This window comes from Phenylobacterium sp. (assembly GCF_030654915.1).
Lineage (GTDB): Bacteria > Pseudomonadota > Alphaproteobacteria > Caulobacterales > Caulobacteraceae > Phenylobacterium.
Genome location: NZ_JAURWM010000122.1, coordinates 1 through 15843 on the forward strand (window position 1 = coordinate 1; position 15843 = coordinate 15843).

At 65.1% G+C, this 15843-nt stretch carries 13 protein-coding genes and 1 pseudogene; 5 read left to right on the forward strand and 9 right to left on the reverse strand.

Annotation, left to right across the window (positions count from 1 at the left end; translation table 11 throughout):
- The 3 genes and pseudogenes from Q7T84_RS06285 to Q7T84_RS06295 all read right to left on the reverse strand — a co-directional run.
- Nucleotides 1-428 (reverse strand): annotated as a pseudogene (locus tag Q7T84_RS06285) (hybrid sensor histidine kinase/response regulator); the annotation flags it as partial.
- 186 nt (nucleotides 429-614) lie between these two features.
- Nucleotides 615-3152, reverse strand: coding sequence for a TonB-dependent receptor (locus Q7T84_RS06290; RefSeq protein WP_304806897.1), 2538 nt, complete (start codon nucleotides 3150-3152; stop codon nucleotides 615-617).
- A 397-nt stretch (nucleotides 3153-3549) separates the two neighbouring features.
- Complete coding sequence (locus Q7T84_RS06295; RefSeq protein ID WP_370653624.1) at nucleotides 3550-6234, reverse strand: TonB-dependent receptor; 2685 nt, start codon at nucleotides 6232-6234, stop codon at nucleotides 3550-3552.
- Nucleotides 6235-6772: 538 nt separating this feature from the next.
- Here Q7T84_RS06295 and queC point away from each other — a divergent pair.
- The 3 genes from queC to Q7T84_RS06310 are packed head-to-tail and all read left to right on the forward strand — an operon-like array spanning nucleotide 6773 to nucleotide 8545.
- Nucleotides 6773-7504 carry a 7-cyano-7-deazaguanine synthase QueC gene (gene queC / locus Q7T84_RS06300; RefSeq protein ID WP_304806899.1) on the forward strand — a complete coding sequence of 244 codons (732 nt, stop codon included), beginning with the start codon at nucleotides 6773-6775 and terminating at the stop codon, nucleotides 7502-7504.
- A complete protein-coding gene (queE, locus tag Q7T84_RS06305; RefSeq protein ID WP_304806901.1) occupies nucleotides 7501-8133 on the forward strand; it encodes a 7-carboxy-7-deazaguanine synthase in 633 nt (210 codons plus the stop codon). The genes queC and queE overlap by 4 nt, the downstream gene beginning before the upstream one ends.
- A 37-nt stretch (nucleotides 8134-8170) precedes the next feature.
- Complete coding sequence (locus Q7T84_RS06310) at nucleotides 8171-8545, forward strand: 6-carboxytetrahydropterin synthase (protein ID WP_304806902.1); 375 nt, start codon at nucleotides 8171-8173, stop codon at nucleotides 8543-8545.
- Here the strand turns inward: Q7T84_RS06310 and Q7T84_RS06315 are convergent, their stop codons facing one another.
- The 4 genes from Q7T84_RS06315 to Q7T84_RS06330 are packed head-to-tail and all read right to left on the reverse strand — an operon-like array spanning nucleotide 8546 to nucleotide 11196.
- The gene (locus tag Q7T84_RS06315) at nucleotides 8546-8761 is read right to left on the reverse strand and encodes a hypothetical protein (protein WP_304806903.1); all 216 of its coding nucleotides are present in this window, start codon (nucleotides 8759-8761) and stop codon (nucleotides 8546-8548) included. It lies immediately after the preceding gene.
- Nucleotides 8762-8819: 58 nt separating this feature from the next.
- On the reverse strand, nucleotides 8820-9329 hold the full coding sequence (locus tag Q7T84_RS06320) for a response regulator (protein ID WP_304806904.1): 510 nt from the start codon (nucleotides 9327-9329) through the stop codon (nucleotides 8820-8822).
- Between the two features lie 28 nt (nucleotides 9330-9357).
- Entirely contained in the window at nucleotides 9358-10479 is a 1122-nt protein-coding gene (aroC, locus tag Q7T84_RS06325; protein WP_304806905.1) for a chorismate synthase, read from the reverse strand.
- A gap of 33 nt (nucleotides 10480-10512) precedes the next feature.
- Nucleotides 10513-11196, reverse strand: a complete 684-nt coding sequence (locus tag Q7T84_RS06330; protein WP_304806906.1) for a DnaJ domain-containing protein — start codon at nucleotides 11194-11196, stop codon at nucleotides 10513-10515.
- A 100-nt stretch (nucleotides 11197-11296) separates the two neighbouring features.
- Between Q7T84_RS06330 and pdxH the strand changes: the two genes are divergently transcribed.
- Entirely contained in the window at nucleotides 11297-11962 is a 666-nt protein-coding gene (gene pdxH, locus Q7T84_RS06335; protein ID WP_304806907.1) for a pyridoxamine 5'-phosphate oxidase, read from the forward strand.
- The gene (locus Q7T84_RS06340) at nucleotides 11959-13461 is read left to right on the forward strand and encodes a bifunctional aminoglycoside phosphotransferase/ATP-binding protein (protein ID WP_304806908.1); all 1503 of its coding nucleotides are present in this window, start codon (nucleotides 11959-11961) and stop codon (nucleotides 13459-13461) included. The genes pdxH and Q7T84_RS06340 overlap by 4 nt, the downstream gene beginning before the upstream one ends.
- A 3-nt stretch (nucleotides 13462-13464) precedes the next feature.
- Here Q7T84_RS06340 and Q7T84_RS06345 read toward each other — a convergent pair whose 3' ends face one another.
- Entirely contained in the window at nucleotides 13465-14529 is a 1065-nt protein-coding gene (locus Q7T84_RS06345) for an endonuclease/exonuclease/phosphatase family protein (protein ID WP_304806909.1), read from the reverse strand.
- A 142-nt stretch (nucleotides 14530-14671) separates the two neighbouring features.
- The coding region (locus Q7T84_RS06350) for an NAD(P)/FAD-dependent oxidoreductase (protein WP_304806910.1) at nucleotides 14672-15843 on the reverse strand (1172 nt) is incomplete at its 5' end.

The window sequence follows — 15843 nt, forward strand, 5'->3', positions numbered from 1 at the left end:
GTGACTTCGACGGCGCCGCGCCTGACGCTAGCCAGGGCCTGGGCGATGAAGGCGTCGAAGATCTGATGCATCCTGATCGTGTCGGCCATGATCAGGGCGTCGGGATCGCCGTCATAGGAGACCAGCAGGGTGACCCCGCCGTCGGTGGCGCGGTCCTGCCATCTGGCCTGGACTTCGTCGGCCAGTTCGGCCGCGCGTTTGGGGCGGAGGTCGAAGTGCAAGCCGTCGGAAGAGGCGGTCTTGAGGTCCGTCGAGGATGAGAGGATCTGGCGCACAGCGCGCGCGGCTTCGGCCACGCCGGCGATGCACGCCTGAGCGTCGGCGCCGATGGGCTGGCGCGCCAGACGTTCGGTTAGCGCCAGCACACCTTCCATCTGTTGATGGATCTCGCTGGTTACGCGCTCGAAGAAGAATTCGGGCAGGGACATGAACGCCGAGGTCCTGGGGGAACTTATGCTCACCATGGGCCTAAGCGCTTGCGGAGACGTTAAATTCCACCTGGAGGTTAGCGGTCATTTGACGCGGGTGAGAAAACAAAGGTCGGATACCCGACAAAGCGAAAGGGCGGCGGGATCGCTCCCGCCGCCCTTCTTTAGTTAAATGATTTCTATAACTTAGAAGCGGTACTGCAGCTCCACGCCGTAGGTCCGCGGCTGGATCAGGCCGCGAGTGATCGCGGTGCTGGTCTGACGCAGATAGGTCGTGCCGTTCACTTCCAGGCCGACGTTCGGATTGGCGAACACCGCCGTCGGGTTGGTCGAGGAGGTCGAGGTGAAGCCCTCTTCGTCGGTCACGTTCTTCACGTAGCCGATGAGCGAGTAACGGTCCCCGGCGTCTTTCCACAGCACCCGGAGATCGGCCGTACCGTAGGCGGGCACCGCGAAGTCGGCGTTGTCGAAGGGCTGATAGGTGGTCTCGTCGGTCCAGGTGTAGGTCCCCGAGAGGATCAGCGAGCCCGGAGCGAAGTCGAAGGTGTAGTTCGCGTTCAGGGCGAACTTGTTCTCCGGCGACTGGTAGATCTTCGAACCGGCCAGATCCTGGAACCTGAACAGCACGTTGTTGTTCACCGCCGTGCCGCCGCTCGGACGAGCCGTCGATTTCAGAGCGCTCGGATCCGCCGGGTCGTAGAAGCAGCAACCCTTGGTGATCTCGGTGTGCAGGTAGCCGTACGAGGCCGAGATTTGCAGCGGCTGGATCGGCTGCCAGGTGGCTTCCAGTTCCAGGCCGTAGGCCTCGGCGTCCACGTTCACGAAGTTGTTCGAGGCGGCGGTGCCGGCCGCGTTGAGCTGCGACAGGTTGAGCTGCAAGCCCTCGAAGTCGTTGTAGAAGGCCGCGGCGTTGAGGATCAGGCGACCGCCGATCGTCTTCTTCATGCCGAGTTCGTAGGCGTTGACCGACTCTTCGTCGGCGGTCGGCTTGGCGGCCAGGGTGCCGAGCAGGAAGCCCCCCGACTTATAGCCGCGGCTGTACTTCGCATAGACCAGGGTGTCGTCGTCCGGGGTCCAGTCGAGGTTCAGGGTGCCGGTGACGGCGCTCCAGCTGTCCGACAGATTGCGGTAGTTCTGAACGCCGGGCTTCGTCGGATCCATGTCGCTGGAAACGTCCACCGCCGCGGCGCCAAAGGCGCCCGTCGGGTTGAACAGGACCAGGCGTTGGGATTCGAAGCCGTCCTTCTCATCCTTCGTGTAGCGCAGGCCCGCGGTCAGGGCCCATTGGTCGCTGAACTTGTAGGTGCTTTGACCGAACACGGCCCAAGCCTTGGACTCCAGTTCCGCCTGGTTGTCGGCGAAGTTGCGCGACGGATTGGTCGCGGAGAGGCCGGCGGCGGCGAGCGAAGTGACGCCAGGGGCCTGACCGTTGATCGAGCCGTAGTAGAAGCTTGGCGTCGCGAGTTGCGCCTGCAGCGGGCTTCCGAGTTGGATGCGCTGACGATATTGCTCTTTGTATTGGTAGAGGCCGACGATCCACTTGAGGGGGCCGTCGTTGTTCGAGGTCAGGTTGATTTCGTTCGAGTAATACTTCTTGTGCTCGTTGAAATCGGTCGTCAGGTCGCTGAAGACCTGGGTGTTCAAGGGGCCCGCCGCATACGATCCGGTCCGGTTGGTGCCGTCGTAGTCGCCGCCGGTCTGATAATTGTATTGCTGGAACCCGCCGATGTACTTCAGTTCGGCCCAGCCAAGGTCGTAGCTGATCGTGGTCGTGAACAGGTGGTTGCCGCGGAGCTGGCCGTAGCCGTCGCGGTTCGTCGACATTTTATAGGGGTCTTGGACGCCCGGGTTCGGAGTTAGCGCTCCGAACTGTCCGTTGGGGACCAGGCCGCCGATCGGCTGGAAGAACCGGGTAGTGTCGTAGGGCGTGATTTGGTTGACGAGGCGGTCGCCGACACCCATGGCGTCGTCCCAGTTCGAGCGGCCGTAGCGCGCCCAGATATTCAGGTTGTCGCCGAGCTCGGCCTCGCCCTGGATCTCGAAATAGGTGCGCTTGATGGTGCCGGCGTCGTTGGCGGCGCCTTCGTTCTTGATGAAGCCGTCGCGCTGCCAGTCCTGCGAGCCGCCAATTTTGAAGCGGAGGTTCTCGGCGACCGGGATCGAGACGGCGCCTTCGATCTTGGTGCGTTCGTAGTTGGCGTAGCCGGCGCGGATTTCGCCGCCGAAATCGTGCGACGGGCGCTTGGAGATGGTGTTGACGGCGCCGCCCATGGCGTTGCGGCCATACAGCGTGCCCTGCGGGCCGCGCAGGATTTCAGTGCGCTCGACGAACAGCGAGCTCTTGAACAGTTCCGACGACGAGGCGGAGTAGAAGCCGTCCGTATAGGACGCCACGCCCGGATCGTTGCCGATGTAGAAGGTGTTACGGCCGGCGCCGCGCAGCGAAATGCGGTCGGTGCCGGAATAGTTCATGCCAGGCGTGAAGTTCACGAAGTCCTGGATGTTGGTCATCCCGCGGATGTCGCGCTGCTGGGAGGTGTAGGCCGAGATGGCGACAGGCACGTCCTGAAGGGCTTGTTCGCGCTTTTCGGCGGTGACGACCAACTCTTCGATCTGGAAGGCTTCGGTCTCTTGGGCGTGGGCGGGGGCCGAGATCGCCGAGAGCGTCAGGGCCGACGCGCTCAAGGCTAGCAGGGTCCGCAGGCGCGGAGCTTTGTTGGACATCAGTATCCTCCCAGGGCGGCGGGGCGTGGAGCACCCTCTGAAACCCGCCCGCGTGATGCGTATGCAGTGATGTCCGACGCGGGGAGGCGTCGGGTGGCGGGACCCTCGGACCCAACCCTGCGCGGCGTCAATATTAGGGCTGATAACTGATCATGATTCAGTTGAGCTTCCGGCGTTCTGTGGCGGAAATACCGCGCTTTCAAATCCACTGCACAAAAATGACCGTCGTTCTTTGACGTAACAGTGAATCAAAAGGAAACAGGGGTTTCCTGGTTCTCGCCGGGGAAGGTCATCGTACCCAGTCTACAAATCGGCCTTTCAGTGGCGGCGCGGACAAAGAAAAAGCCGCCGCCCCGAAGGGCGGCGGCCAAGTGGTTTGGCTGGGGTCGTTGGGTGGTCAGAAACGCTTCTGGAGCGAAACGCCGTAGGTGCGCGGCTCGGTGAAGAAGGCGTTGCGGAAGCGGCCCGAAGAGTCATCGGTCAGGTAGAAGTCGGTGATCGATTCCTCGTCAGTCGCATTTTTGACGAATGCGCCGATTTCCCACCCGGATTGGGGGTTGGCGACAGTGAGCGTCAGATTGACGTTCTGCCAGCTGTCGAGCTTGTCAGCTTCGCTGTTGTAGATCCGGGCGAAGGTCTTGGTCTGCTTGTAGTAGTCGCCTCGCAGCGTGGCGGACCAGTCGTTGCCGAACTGCCACGTGTACTGCGCGCCCAGGGAGATGGTCCAATGGGGCGCATTGGGCAGGTCGTTGCCGTCGAGATCCACGGTGACGCCGTCGGAGACCAGGCCGCCGAAGGCGTTGGTGCCGACCGCGGTGGCCCCGTTGAACACCGTGCCCGCGCCGGTCGTCGAGGCCGGCGTGCAAACGCTGAGTAGGGCGAAGGGGTTGTTCAGGCTGTTCGAGATCGCCAGGGCGGTCTGGGCGTCGGTCAGTTTCACCACGCAGGCGGAGGCCTCGGAGGACTTCACGGCGATGAGGTTGGCGTTGCCCTGGGTGCGGTCGAAGATGTCGATCGAGGTGGCGTCCTTGATCTCGGTGTCCAGCCAGCCGATCGCCGTGTTCAGGCGAAGGCCGTCCAGGGGTTGCCACACGCCTTCAAACTCGGCGCCGAGCACCTTGGCGTCGACGTTCTCGTTGATCGAGGTGCGGTTGACGATCTTCGAGACCTGATAGCCCTTGTAGTCGTAGTGGAAGATCGAGCCGTTCAGGGTCATGCGACCCTCGAGCAGCGTGTTCTTCATGCCGAGTTCGACGGCGTTCACGAACTCTGGTTCGAAGGATTCCGGCGGGCAACTGACCACCGCCGAGCAGGCGGGGTTCAGACCGCCAGCCTTATAGCCACGCGAGTAGAAGGCGTAGACTAGGGTCTCATCGGTGAATCCGAGGTCGGGGTGCCAGTCAAAGCCGAATCGGCCCGTCGTCTCCTTGAATTCCACGTTCAGGAACGGCTTCGAGTTGCCGGGAGGCGGCCCAACGCCGAAGCCGGGCGTTCCCAGCGTCACGGCGTGGTTCTGAACTTCCTTCTTATCGACGGTGTGGCGCAGGCCCAGCGTCCACTTGAAGGTGTCGTTCATCTGCCAGTAGATTTCGCCGAACACCGCGCTGGATTCCAGCTTATAGGGCGCGAAGTTGTCATAGTAGTTGTGGCCGAGCCGGTCTGGCTCCTTCTTCGGATCGATGCTGATGCACGGCGCGGCGCCAACGCAGTTGGGGTTTCCCGTCGTGAGCAGGTTCTGGATTTGGTACCAGGCGGTCCCAGTATTGAACATGACGTAGTAGTCGCCGGTGCCCTTGAATTGGAGCATGTTGGCGCCGACGTTGAAATTGAACGGCCCGTCATAGTCCGACTGCAAGCGGATTTCCTGGCTCCACTGCTCCGTGCTGGCCCAGGAGATGTCGCTGGTGGTGAAGCGGCTGTAGGTCCCGTTCTGCGGATCGCTGACCGCCCCGCCGGGGAACAGGTTCGCGTAGATGCCCGCATAGATCGCGCCGGGCACCGGTACGGCGTTCACCGGATTGGGCGTGGTGTTGAAGTTGGTGCTGGGGATGTAGCGGTTATAGTCCTGCCGCGTGTAGATGTAGGACTGCGTGAAGCCGGCCAGCCAGTTCAGCCGCAGATTTTCAGTCAGATCCCAATCGACGTTGAACTCATAGATGTCGGTCTCCGCCCGGTAGATGGGGTCGAAGTTCGACTCGATGTCGCGGACGTTCGGCGTCTGCATCTTGCCGGCGTAGGCGTCTCCCGTCTGAAGGCCGCTCAACATTCCGAACAGGCCGCCGAGGGTCGATTGCGAGTTCACCGTGCCGAGGACGTCGGCCGAGTAGAGCGAGGTCGGCAAGCAGCCGTGGCTGAAGAGCGCGCGCTGGATCTGCCCGATCGGCGCGATGCCGGAATAGCCCAGGCCGCCGATGTTGGCGGGGCCGTTGTCCTTGGTGCAGAATTGCTTGCCGATCCGTGAGCGGCTGTCCTTCTCGTAGAACCGATCATACATGAAGAAGGCGCGGAATTCGTCGGTCGGCTGGAAGCTGAGGGTCGCGCGAATGCCGTAGAGCTTGCGGTCGTCGGCGTCGTTCCCGGTCACGATGTTGTCGCCGAAGCCGTCGCGCTGCAGGTAGGTGCCGGCCAGTCGTAGGGCGAAGGTGTCGTCGATCGGCAAGTTGACCATGCCGCGCAGCTTGTAGGCGCTGTAGTTGCCGACCTCGCCGCGGACCACCGCCTCGAATTCATCAGTGGGCTTGGCGGTGATCAGGTTGACCACGCCGCCGGTCGCGTTGCGGCCATAGAGCGTGCCCTGCGGGCCGCGCAACACCTCGACCCGCTCCACATCGTAGAACTCGGTTTCGAACAGGTTGTTGGCGATTTGGGGCACGTTGTTCAGGTGGATGCCGGTGCCGGCGTCGCCTGAGCCGGACACCAGCTTGGAGCCGATGCCGCGAATTTGGAAATTGTAGCCCGTGAAGTTCGACTTGGAGAAGTTCACATTGGGCACGGCGAGAACAAGGTTGGGGCCGCCGTCGATCCGGGCTTTCTGAAGGGCTTCCTGATCGAACGCGGAAACGGCGATCGGAACGTCTTGCAACGCTTCCTCACGCTTTTGCGCTGTGACGACCAATTCCTGGATAACGGTCTGGGACCAAGCGGGCGATGCGACTGTACTGAGTGCCGCCGCAGATGCGCCCACAATCAGTAGGCTCCGCAAGTGCAGAGTATTCAACATTCCAGATTCCTCCCAGTACGTCCGAGGCTCTCTACATATCGGCCCGGTACGTCACATCGCCGCGCAAGATTTCATCTAGGGGCAGGCGGCCAATCCCCCGACAATGGCAAGGCTCGCGCCCAGTTATGGAGTCTGTCAACGTGACGTCGATAAGTTATCGCCGTTAATGTCAAAACTTCCAAAAGGCTGTTGCTCAAATACCCGTCTTTCGAAGACTGGAAATTTTAGGCGGCGTCTGAGCACTGGGGGATTCGAAAACTCATCGCGTGATGACTTGGCCAATGCTGCGGTTGCGAAGACTTGCCTTGGCCTCAAAATTGGATGATGCGGTATGGTGTGATGCGCGAAGTCTCGTCGCACTGGGCTTCCGGTTTGCGTCCCGCGCGCGCATATGGGGCCGATGAGCGAAGTTCTCCCTCAAACCCGCGCCCTCGTCCTCTTCTCCGGCGGTCAGGATTCCAGCGTTTGCCTGGCCTGGGCGCTGGCCCGTCATGGCCATGTGGAGACGGTCGGCTTCGACTATGGCCAACGTCACTCCGTCGAAATGGAACAGCGTTCTGTGGTTCGCGAAGCAATCCGCGCGCGCTTCCCGCAGTGGGCCGATCGCCTCGGCGAGGATCATGTTCTCGACCTGCGGGGTTTTGGCGCCGTGGGCGAGACCGCGATGACGCAGGAGCGAGCGTTCGAAGTGACGGAGAAGGGGCTTCCGAACACCTTCGTGCCGGGGCGGAATCTCGTCTTCCTGACCTACGCGGCGGCCTTGGCCGATCGTCGGAAATTACAGTTTCTAGTGGGCGGGATGTGCGAGACCGACTTTTCTGGCTATCCGGACTGTCGCCGCGACACGCTGGAAGCGCTGGAGACAGCGCTGAATATGGGTATGGCCCAGAACTTCGTGGTCGAGACCCCTTTGATGTGGCTGACCAAGGCGCAGACCTGGGGATTGGCGCATGATCTGGGCGGTGAGGACCTTGTTCAGGTGATCCTGGAAGACAGCCACACCTGCTATCGCGGAACGCGCGGCGAGCGGCACGACTGGGGTCACGGCTGCGGCGATTGCCCGGCCTGTGACTTGCGCGCCAAGGGCTGGAACGCTTGGGTGGCCGCCGGCCGTCCGGGAATCGAGGCATGAGCTACGCGGTCAAAGAGATCTTCCTGACTCTCCAGGGCGAAGGCGGGCAGGCCGGCCAGCCTGCGGTGTTCTGCCGTTTCGCCGGATGTAATCTGTGGTCGGGCCGGGAAGCGGATCGCGCTACGGCGGTCTGCAACTTTTGCGATACTGACTTCGTCGGCATGGACGGCGAGGGCGGCGGCCGCTTCGCCACCGCCGATCTGCTGGCCGACGCTGTGCAGGCGGCGTGGATCGGTGGGCCCGACGACCGCTTGGTGGTCTGCACCGGCGGCGAACCGTTGCTGCAGCTTGATCCCGTGCTGATCGACGCCCTGCACGCCCGTGGCTTTCGGATCGCCATGGAGACCAATGGCACGCTGAAGGCTCCGTCCGGCATCGACTGGATCTGCGTCAGCCCCAAGGCCCAGGCCCAGGTCGTGCAGACCAGCGGGCAGGAACTCAAGCTCGTCTATCCCCAGGCCGGCGTCGATCCAGCCAGCTTCGAGCACCTGGATTTCGAGCGCTTCCTGCTGCAGCCGATGGACGGTCCGGCGCGTGTCGAAAACACGCAGGCGGCGATCGCCTATTGCCTCGCGCACCCTCGGTGGCGTTTAAGCGTCCAAACTCACAAGTACCTCGGCATTCCGTAGGCCGCCCCTGGTCCGCGAACGCCCCAAGACCTGCGCAATGACCCAACCTGTTTTTGAAATCACCAAGGCCGCGACCTTCGACGCGGCGCACTACTTCGCTGATGGGCCGGAGCACCGGCCCTATGCCAATCTGCATGGCCACTCCTTCAAGGTGGAAGCCACCGTGCGTGGCGTTCAGCAGGAGCCAGTGGGCTGGGTGGCCGACCTGGCCGACCTAGACGCCGAACTGAAAGCTGTGGCCGCGCAGCTTGACCATGGCCTGCTGAACGAAAAGCCGGGCCTTGAGCGTCCGACCCTTGAGCACCTCTGCCTCTATTTCGCCGAGCGGTTGAAGGTGCGCTTCCCGGGCCTGTCGAAGATCGTCGTCTCGCGGCCGACCATCAGCGAGAGCTGCGCCCTAAACGTCCTCTAGCTAGCGGCGCTTGTCGTCCTTGTCGTCATCGCCGCCAGGGATGACCGCGCCGGCCGCCATGCCCACGCCTTTGGCGGTGACTCCCACCGCCGCGCCGGTGACGCCGACGGCGACACCCGCCACCGTGCCGACTGCCGCCGCCGCGAGGCAGCCGCTCAGCGGCGCCGCCAGCAAGGTGAGCAGCGACAGCTGAAGTGCGAGGCGCGGGATGTTCATGGCGAGCTCCTGAAGAGCCATCGGTCTAAGCTGAAAACGTCGCCAAATGGTGGCCAGATCAGCCTCTCAGGGCTTGGACGCCCGCGCCGTCGGCGGCGCGACGCCATGGGCCGGCGTGGTCGGGATCGCTTTTGCGGCGCCGATCGGGACCGAAATAGTCTTCAGAGCGGATAAACGGCCGGGGGTGGTCGATGATTTGCTGCAGACGCCCGATCACGCCGCTGGCGGTGATCGGCTTGGCCATGAACTCGTTGACCCCGACGTCCCGCGCCTCGTGAATCCGCCGCAAGGTCGAGTGGCCCGTGATCATCAACACTGGGACCATCGGATGGGGGCTGTCGGAGGCGTTGCGTAGCAGTCGCACGAAGTCGATGCCGTCCAGAGGCTCCATGGCCAAGTCGGTCAGCACTATGTCGATCGCGTGGGCGCGCATGACCTGCAGGCCCTCAGCGCCGTCGTTGGCCTCATGGATGCGCCGTATGCCGATGGCGCGCAGGATCTCGCTCAGCAGCACCCGTGTGTGACGGATGTCGTCGACGATGAGGATATTCAGGAGGTCGAGGCGCACGGTCGCTCTCTTTTTGTCAGGGTCGTGGCTAGACGCGACCCTGACCACCGGGAACGAAGGCCCCGCCGCCGGTCTGGCCGCGATGGCGCAGATAGGCGTCGGCCAGCACGCAGGCGGTCATCGCCTCGACCACTGGCACCGCGCGCAGGCCAACGCAGGGGTCGTGGCGGCCCTTGGTGCGCAGGTCGATCTCCTCGCCGGCCTCGTTGAGGCTGCGGCGCAGGGTGAGGATCGATGAGGTCGGCTTGAACGCCACCCGCGCCACCACCGGCTGGCCGGAGGATATCCCGCCCAGTATGCCGCCGGCGCTGTTGGACAGGAACATCGGGCCGTCATTGCCCATCCGCATCTCGTCGGCGTTCTCCTCGCCGGAGAAGGCGGCCGAGGCGAAGCCCGCGCCGATCTCCACGCCCTTGGAGGCGTTGATCGACATCAGGGCCGCGGCCAGTTCGGCGTCGAGCTTGCCGTAGATCGGCGCGCCCCAGCCGGCTGGAACGCCCACCGCCTCCACCTCGACGATGGCGCCGGTCGAGGAGCCGGCCTTGCGGACCTGTTCCAGATGCTCTTCCCAGACCGGAACCATCTGCGCGTCCGGGCACCAGAAGGCGTTTTCCGTGCGTTGATCCCAGTCGAGGCGGTTGCGGTCGATCGCATGTGGGCCGATCTGCACCACGGCCGCGCGGATCGTCACGCCGCCCAGGATCTTGCGCGCCACGGCGCCGGCGGCCACCCGCGAGGCGGTCTCGCGCGCCGAGGCTCGTCCACCGCCGCGATAGTCGCGCACGCCGTACTTGGCGAAATAGGTGTAGTCGGCGTGGCCGGGGCGGAACTGGGTGGCGATCTCGCCATAGTCGCGGCTGCGCTGGTCGACATTCTCGATCATCATCGAGATCGGCGTGCCGGTGGTGACTTGGCCGCCCGTCCGCTCGTCCTCGAAGACGCCGGAGAGAATCTTCACCGCGTCCGGTTCCTGGCGCTGGGTGACGAACTTGCCTTGGCCCGGACGTCGCTGGTCGAGCCAGACCTGGACCTCTTCAGCCGTCAGGGCGAGCCCGGGGGGGCAGCCGTCGACCACGCAGCCGAGGGCCGGCCCATGGCTCTCGCCCCAGGTGGTGACACGGAAGAGGTGGCCGAAGGTGTTGTGCGACATGTTGGCGCTTTTAGAGGTGGGACGGCGACTGCGCTAGGCCGCCCAGGCGGCGGCGAAGCGACGCCGCAATGTCTTGGCGGCGGAATCGGCGGAGCTGATCTGGGCGGCGAGTCGCAGGAAGAGGTGTCCCTGTCGGTGCGGCCCGCGAGCCGGCAGCCCTTGGCCGACCAGCCGCACCAGGCCGCGTTCGCCAGCCTTGCGGGTGATCCAGACCACGCGCCGGCCCAGCGGCGTGTCGAGCGCCACCCGGCCGCCCTGGGCCAGCAGGCCGGGCTCGAGCGGCACGGTGAGCCACAGATCATCGCCCCGGACCAGCATTTCGCCGTCGCTGCGGACCGTGATCTCGAACTCCATCGCCCCGACCCGAAGGGTGTCGCCGGTGCGCAGACCCTCCGGGAGCCTGATCTTCAAGCGGCGGCCGCCAGCTGGCTGGTGAAACAACTCCCCGCCGTTCAAGGCCAGCAACGGCGTAATGTTCAGGAAGGTGTCGGTGCGAGCAGGCCAGGCCACCGTCGCTGGCGGCTGGATGATGCTGTCGGTGATCTTGGGCGCGCTGAGCAGCCGGTAGGCCTCGACCACTTCGCGAAACCGTTCGGCGTCGCCGCCAGCCCGATCGGGATGAGCCTGCTTGGCGGCCTCGCGGAAAGCCAGGCGAAGCTCTGCGGCGGTGGCGAGCGGTGAGACCCCGAGGATCTCGCGCGCCCGCTTCCTGTGCATCGTTTCGGGTGGGGTCGCGGCCATCGCCGGGACTTTGCGGCATCATGGTCAACGCAGCGTTAAACATGCCAAGCGCGCGAACTCGCGCTATAGGGCGGCCATGAGCGACAAGACCGCCATCCCGCCGTCTCCCAGTGAAGACGAGTATGTCCGCCAGGTGTCCGCGGCCGAGCCGCCGCCGCTGCTTTCGGCCCAGGACCCGTTCGAGCTGTTCGCCGAATGGATGAAGGAGGCGGTCGCCAAGGAACCGAACGACGCCAACGGCATGGCGCTATCGACCATCGACGAAACCGGCATGCCGGATTCGCGCATGGTGTTGCTGAAGGACGCGGGCCCGGACGGCTTCGTCTTCTACAGCAACCTCGGGAGCGCCAAGGGGCGGCAGCTCGCGGCCAATCCCAAGGCGGCCTTGCTGTTCCACTGGAAGTCCCTGCGTCGTCAGGTTCGGGTGCGCGGGACGGTGGTTCCGGTCACGCCGGAGGAGGCCGACGCCTATTTCGCGACCCGCGCGCGGCCGGCGCAGATCGGCGCCTGGGCTTCCGAGCAGTCCCGGCCCCTGCCAGATCGGTTGGCCTTGGAGAAGCGCATCGCCGAGATGGGCCTGAAATTTGGGCTGGGGAAGGTTTCGCGCCCGCCCCATTGGTCGGGCTTCCGGGTCGTGCCAGAAACCATTGAGTTCTGGCGCGACCGGCCGTTCCGCCTGCATGAGCGCCTGGTGTTCGTGCGGCGCGCGGAGGGCTGGACCACCCAGCGCCTCTATCCTTGACGGACGCCGAAGAAGCCGAGGTTACAGCCTGGTTCGGCGAGCGCGCCGAACGGACGATCGAAACGGCCTGCGCCCGCGTGTTCCTGGCCGGCGACACCGCGTTCAAGGTCAAGCGCCGGGTCGAGCTCGGCTATCTGGACTACTCGACGCTGGACCTGCGCCACTGGGCGCTGGAGCGCGAACTGCGCTTCAATCTGGCGGCGACCTCCGACATCTATCGCGCGGTCCGCAAACTGACCCGTGCGGCGAACGGCGGGCTGGAGTTGGACGGCGAGGGGGCGGTGGTCGAGTTCGCGCTGGAAATGCGCCGCTTCGACGAGAGCTTCGTGCTGGCCGCCCGGCCCTGGGCCGTGGATGGCCAACTAGCTGAGGCCATGGGCCGCGAAGTGGCCGGCCTGCATGCTCGCGCCACGGTCCGGCCGCAGGGCGGCGGCGGCAAGGCGCTGAAGTACACGATCGATTCCAACGCCAAGCTGATCCGCGAACTGGCGCCGAGGCTGGGCGAAGCGCGTGTCGAGGCTCTGATCGCCGCGACCGACGCCGAATACTTTCGTCGCGAGGCCCTGCTGGACGCTCGCCGCACCGCGGGGTTCGCGCGGCACTGCCACGCCGACCTGCATCTGGGGACCATCCTGCTGGAGGACGGCACGCCGATCCTCTTCGACTGCATCGAGTTCAACGACGTCCTGTCGGACATCGATATCCAGTACGACCTGGCCTTCCTGCTGATGGATCTGGATTTCCGCCGGCGGCGCGACGCCGCGGTGCGGGTGCTGTCGGCCTATCTGGACCAGGGTTTGCGCCACTTCGGTCCGGAGCTGCTGGAAGGCCTCGCCGCCTTGCCGCTGATGATGGCGGTGCGGGCGGGGGTTCGCACCCACGTCCAGGCCCATAGCGGCGACTTCGAAGCCGCCAGCGATTATCTTGACGCCGGCTTGCGCCACCTGTCGCCGTCGTCGCCGAAATTGATCGCGGTCGGGGGATTGTCGGGCAGCGGCAAGTCCACCTTCGCGCGTCTGATCGCGCCGGGCTTGGGCGCTTCGCCGGGCGCGGTGGTCTTGCGCACGGACGAAATTCGCAAACGGCTGCTCGGTGTCGGGCCGCAGGCCCCTTTGCTCGCCAGTGTCTATAGCCCCGCCTTCTATACGCAGGTCTATGACGCCTTGCTGAGCGAGGCCCGCACCTTGCTGGCCGCCGGCCGTGCGGTGGTGGTCGATGCGACCTTCATCCAACCGGATCTGCGCGCGCGGATCGAAGACTTGGCGGCCCAGGTCGGCGTGCCGTTCCATGGCGTCTGGCTGGAGGCGCCGCCCGAGGTGCTGGCCGGACGGATCGAGGGGCGTGAGGGCGACGCCTCAGACGCCACCGCCGCCACCTTGCGCATGCAATTGGAGCGCGATGTCGGCTCTATCGACTGGGTGCGAGTGGACGCGTCCGGCCCGGCCCAAGACGCCGCCGAGGCTTGGTCGGTCCGGCATGGCGGATCGCCGCTGGCCTAAGCCTCAGGGCTGGCCGGACATCTCGATGTCGGCGCTTGCGACCTGCGGCGTCTTGACCGACCGTGACGAGGCTGGCGTTTCGCTCGCGACGGCTGGCTTCCAACTGAAGCGATAGCTGACCAGATAACCGTCATGGTCGGAGAGCCGTCGCCGGCCGGGTTGCGGGCCGAACACCCTCTCGACCCGAACCGGGCGAACGCTCACCGCCCCGTCGCTGGCGAAGGCTTGCAGGTCCTGCGACCGCAGCCAGGGCTGCTCGCCATCGGCCGGGGGCTGCCCGTCGCAGGGGTTTGACGGATGGTTGCAGAATTCGCTGACCACCACATAGGGCCGTTCGCCCGCCTGGTAATCGTAGCGCTCCGGTGCGTTTCGCACGTTGAAGTCGCCGCCGATCAGCAGTGGGGTTTGCGCCTGCCAGTGGTTGTTGATGAAGGCGTTCAGTTCCTCGGTCTGCAGGTTGTGCGCGCGCAGGGAGCGCTTGACCGGCACCCGCGAGGCGCCTCTCGAGTTTAGGTGCGTATTGATGATGTCGAGGTCTTGCGGCAGGTCCGGCGGCGCGAGGCGGACCAGCATCGCACCCTTGTTGGCCAGGCAGTCGAAGCCGGCGCAGTAGCGATAGGGGGTGTTGCGAACCTCCACGATCGGCTCGTCTGTCAGCACGTGCAGGCCTGCGCTGGTGAACTTGCCCCAGCCCTCGCCGAACCGGATGTAGCGGACGCGCCGGTAGTTGCGGCCGTCTTCCGGGGCTGTGCCGGAGGCACGCTCGCCACGGGTCGGACCCTGCGCCCAGTAGCGGTAGCCGCTGGCCTTGACGAGGTTGCTGACCTCGCTGCGGAAGCCTTCCTGAATGAGCACGACGTCCGGCTGGCGGCCTTCCTTGCGCATGGCGGCCAGTTCCGCGCCAATCTTCCTCAAGGCCTTCGCCCGGCCCTTGGCGATCGGCCAGGGCAGACCTCGGACGTTGTAGGTGAGGACGGTGAGTTCGGCGCTGTGGACGTCGGTCGGCGCTGGGCGCTCCACGATCACCGCGGGCGGGGGCGTGATCGAGGCGTTGTCACTATGCGGCATGGTCGCCGCGGTCGCCGCAAGCACCGGCGTTATGGCAATTGTCGCCAGATCCACTGTTAGAGCGCTTCCGCTTGGTTGAAACCCGCCGATGCGACTATCTGAACTTCCATCGCGCCGGCCAAATAAACAACCGGTGAGGCCGCTAAACGGCTTGCCCCGCAACCCAGCCGGACGACCACGCCCACTGGAAATTGTAGCCGCCCAGCCAGCCGGTGACGTCCACGACCTCTCCAATGAAATAGAGGCCGGGCACGGCCTTGGCGGCCATGGTCTTGGAGTCCAGGTCGCTGGTGTCGACGCCGCCCAGGGTCACCTCGGCCGTGCGGTAGCCCTCGGAGCCGACCGGCTTGACGGTCCAGGCGTTCACCGCCTCGTCGATGCGAGCGATCAGCTTGTCCGACAAGTCGCCAACATTGGCCGGCGCCCCGATCTCATCCAGGATCATCTGCGCCACCCGGCGCGGCAGGTGCTCGGCCAGCACGGTGATAACCGCCTGCTTGCCCCGCGATCCGCGTGCGGTCTTCAGGACCTGGGTCAGGTTGACGCCCGGCGCCATGGTCACCGTGATCGCCTGGCCCTCGCGCCAATAGGACGAGACCTGCAGGATGGCCGGGCCGCTCAGCCCACGATGGGTGAACAGCATGGCCTCGGCGAACTTGGTCTTGCCGCAAGCGGCGACCGCGTCCACGGCGACCCCGGCTAGCGGCTTCAGCCGCTCTAGGGTCTTGATCTCGAAGGTCAGGGGGACGAGCGCCGGCCGGGTCTCGACGATGTTCAGGCCGAACTGCTGGGCGATCTCGTAGCCGAAGCCGGTGGCGCCCATCTTCGGGATCGACTTGCCGCCGCTGGCGATGACCACCGAGCCGCAGGTGACAGGGCCATGTGGCAGGGAGAGCCGGAAGCCATCCTGGGTTTTCTCGATCTTCTCGACCGCCGTGCGCAGGCGAAGCTCGACGCCGTTGGCCCGCATGGCCCGCGTCAGCATCTCGATGATCTGCTTGGCGGAGTCGTCGCAGAAGAGCTGACCCAGCGTCTTCTCGTGATAGGCGATGCCCTCGCGCTCCACCCAGGCGACGAAGTCCTTCTGGGTGTAGCGGCGCAAGGCCGAGATGGCGAAGTGCGGATTGGCCGAGATGAAGTTCGCCGGCCCAGCATGGATGTTGGTGAAGTTGCACCGGCCGCCGCCGGAGATGCGGATCTTCTCCCCCGGCGCTTTCGCGTGGTCGATAATCAGCACCGAGCGACCGCGTCGGCCCGCCTCGACCGCGCACATCATGCCGGCCGCCCCGGCGCCGACGACGATGACGTCGAAGG

Excerpts from the sequence above, each read along its gene's own strand:
- aroC (WP_304806905.1), bottom strand. The coding sequence starts at position 10,479 with ATGTCGCACAACACCTTCGGCCACCTCTTCCGTGTCACCACCTGGGGC.
- pdxH (WP_304806907.1), top strand. The coding sequence starts at position 11,297 with ATGAGCGACAAGACCGCCATCCCGCCGTCTCCCAGTGAAGACGAGTAT.
- Q7T84_RS06330 (WP_304806906.1), bottom strand. The coding sequence starts at position 11,196 with ATGCACAGGAAGCGGGCGCGCGAGATCCTCGGGGTCTCACCGCTCGCC.
- Q7T84_RS06315 (WP_304806903.1), bottom strand. The coding sequence starts at position 8,761 with ATGAACATCCCGCGCCTCGCACTTCAGCTGTCGCTGCTCACCTTGCTG.
- queE (WP_304806901.1), top strand. The coding sequence starts at position 7,501 with ATGAGCTACGCGGTCAAAGAGATCTTCCTGACTCTCCAGGGCGAAGGC.
- Q7T84_RS06345 (WP_304806909.1), bottom strand. The coding sequence starts at position 14,529 with ATGCCGCATAGTGACAACGCCTCGATCACGCCCCCGCCCGCGGTGATC.
- Q7T84_RS06310 (WP_304806902.1), top strand. The coding sequence starts at position 8,171 with ATGACCCAACCTGTTTTTGAAATCACCAAGGCCGCGACCTTCGACGCG.
- queC (WP_304806899.1), top strand. The coding sequence starts at position 6,773 with ATGAGCGAAGTTCTCCCTCAAACCCGCGCCCTCGTCCTCTTCTCCGGC.
- Q7T84_RS06290 (WP_304806897.1), bottom strand. The coding sequence starts at position 3,152 with ATGTCCAACAAAGCTCCGCGCCTGCGGACCCTGCTAGCCTTGAGCGCG.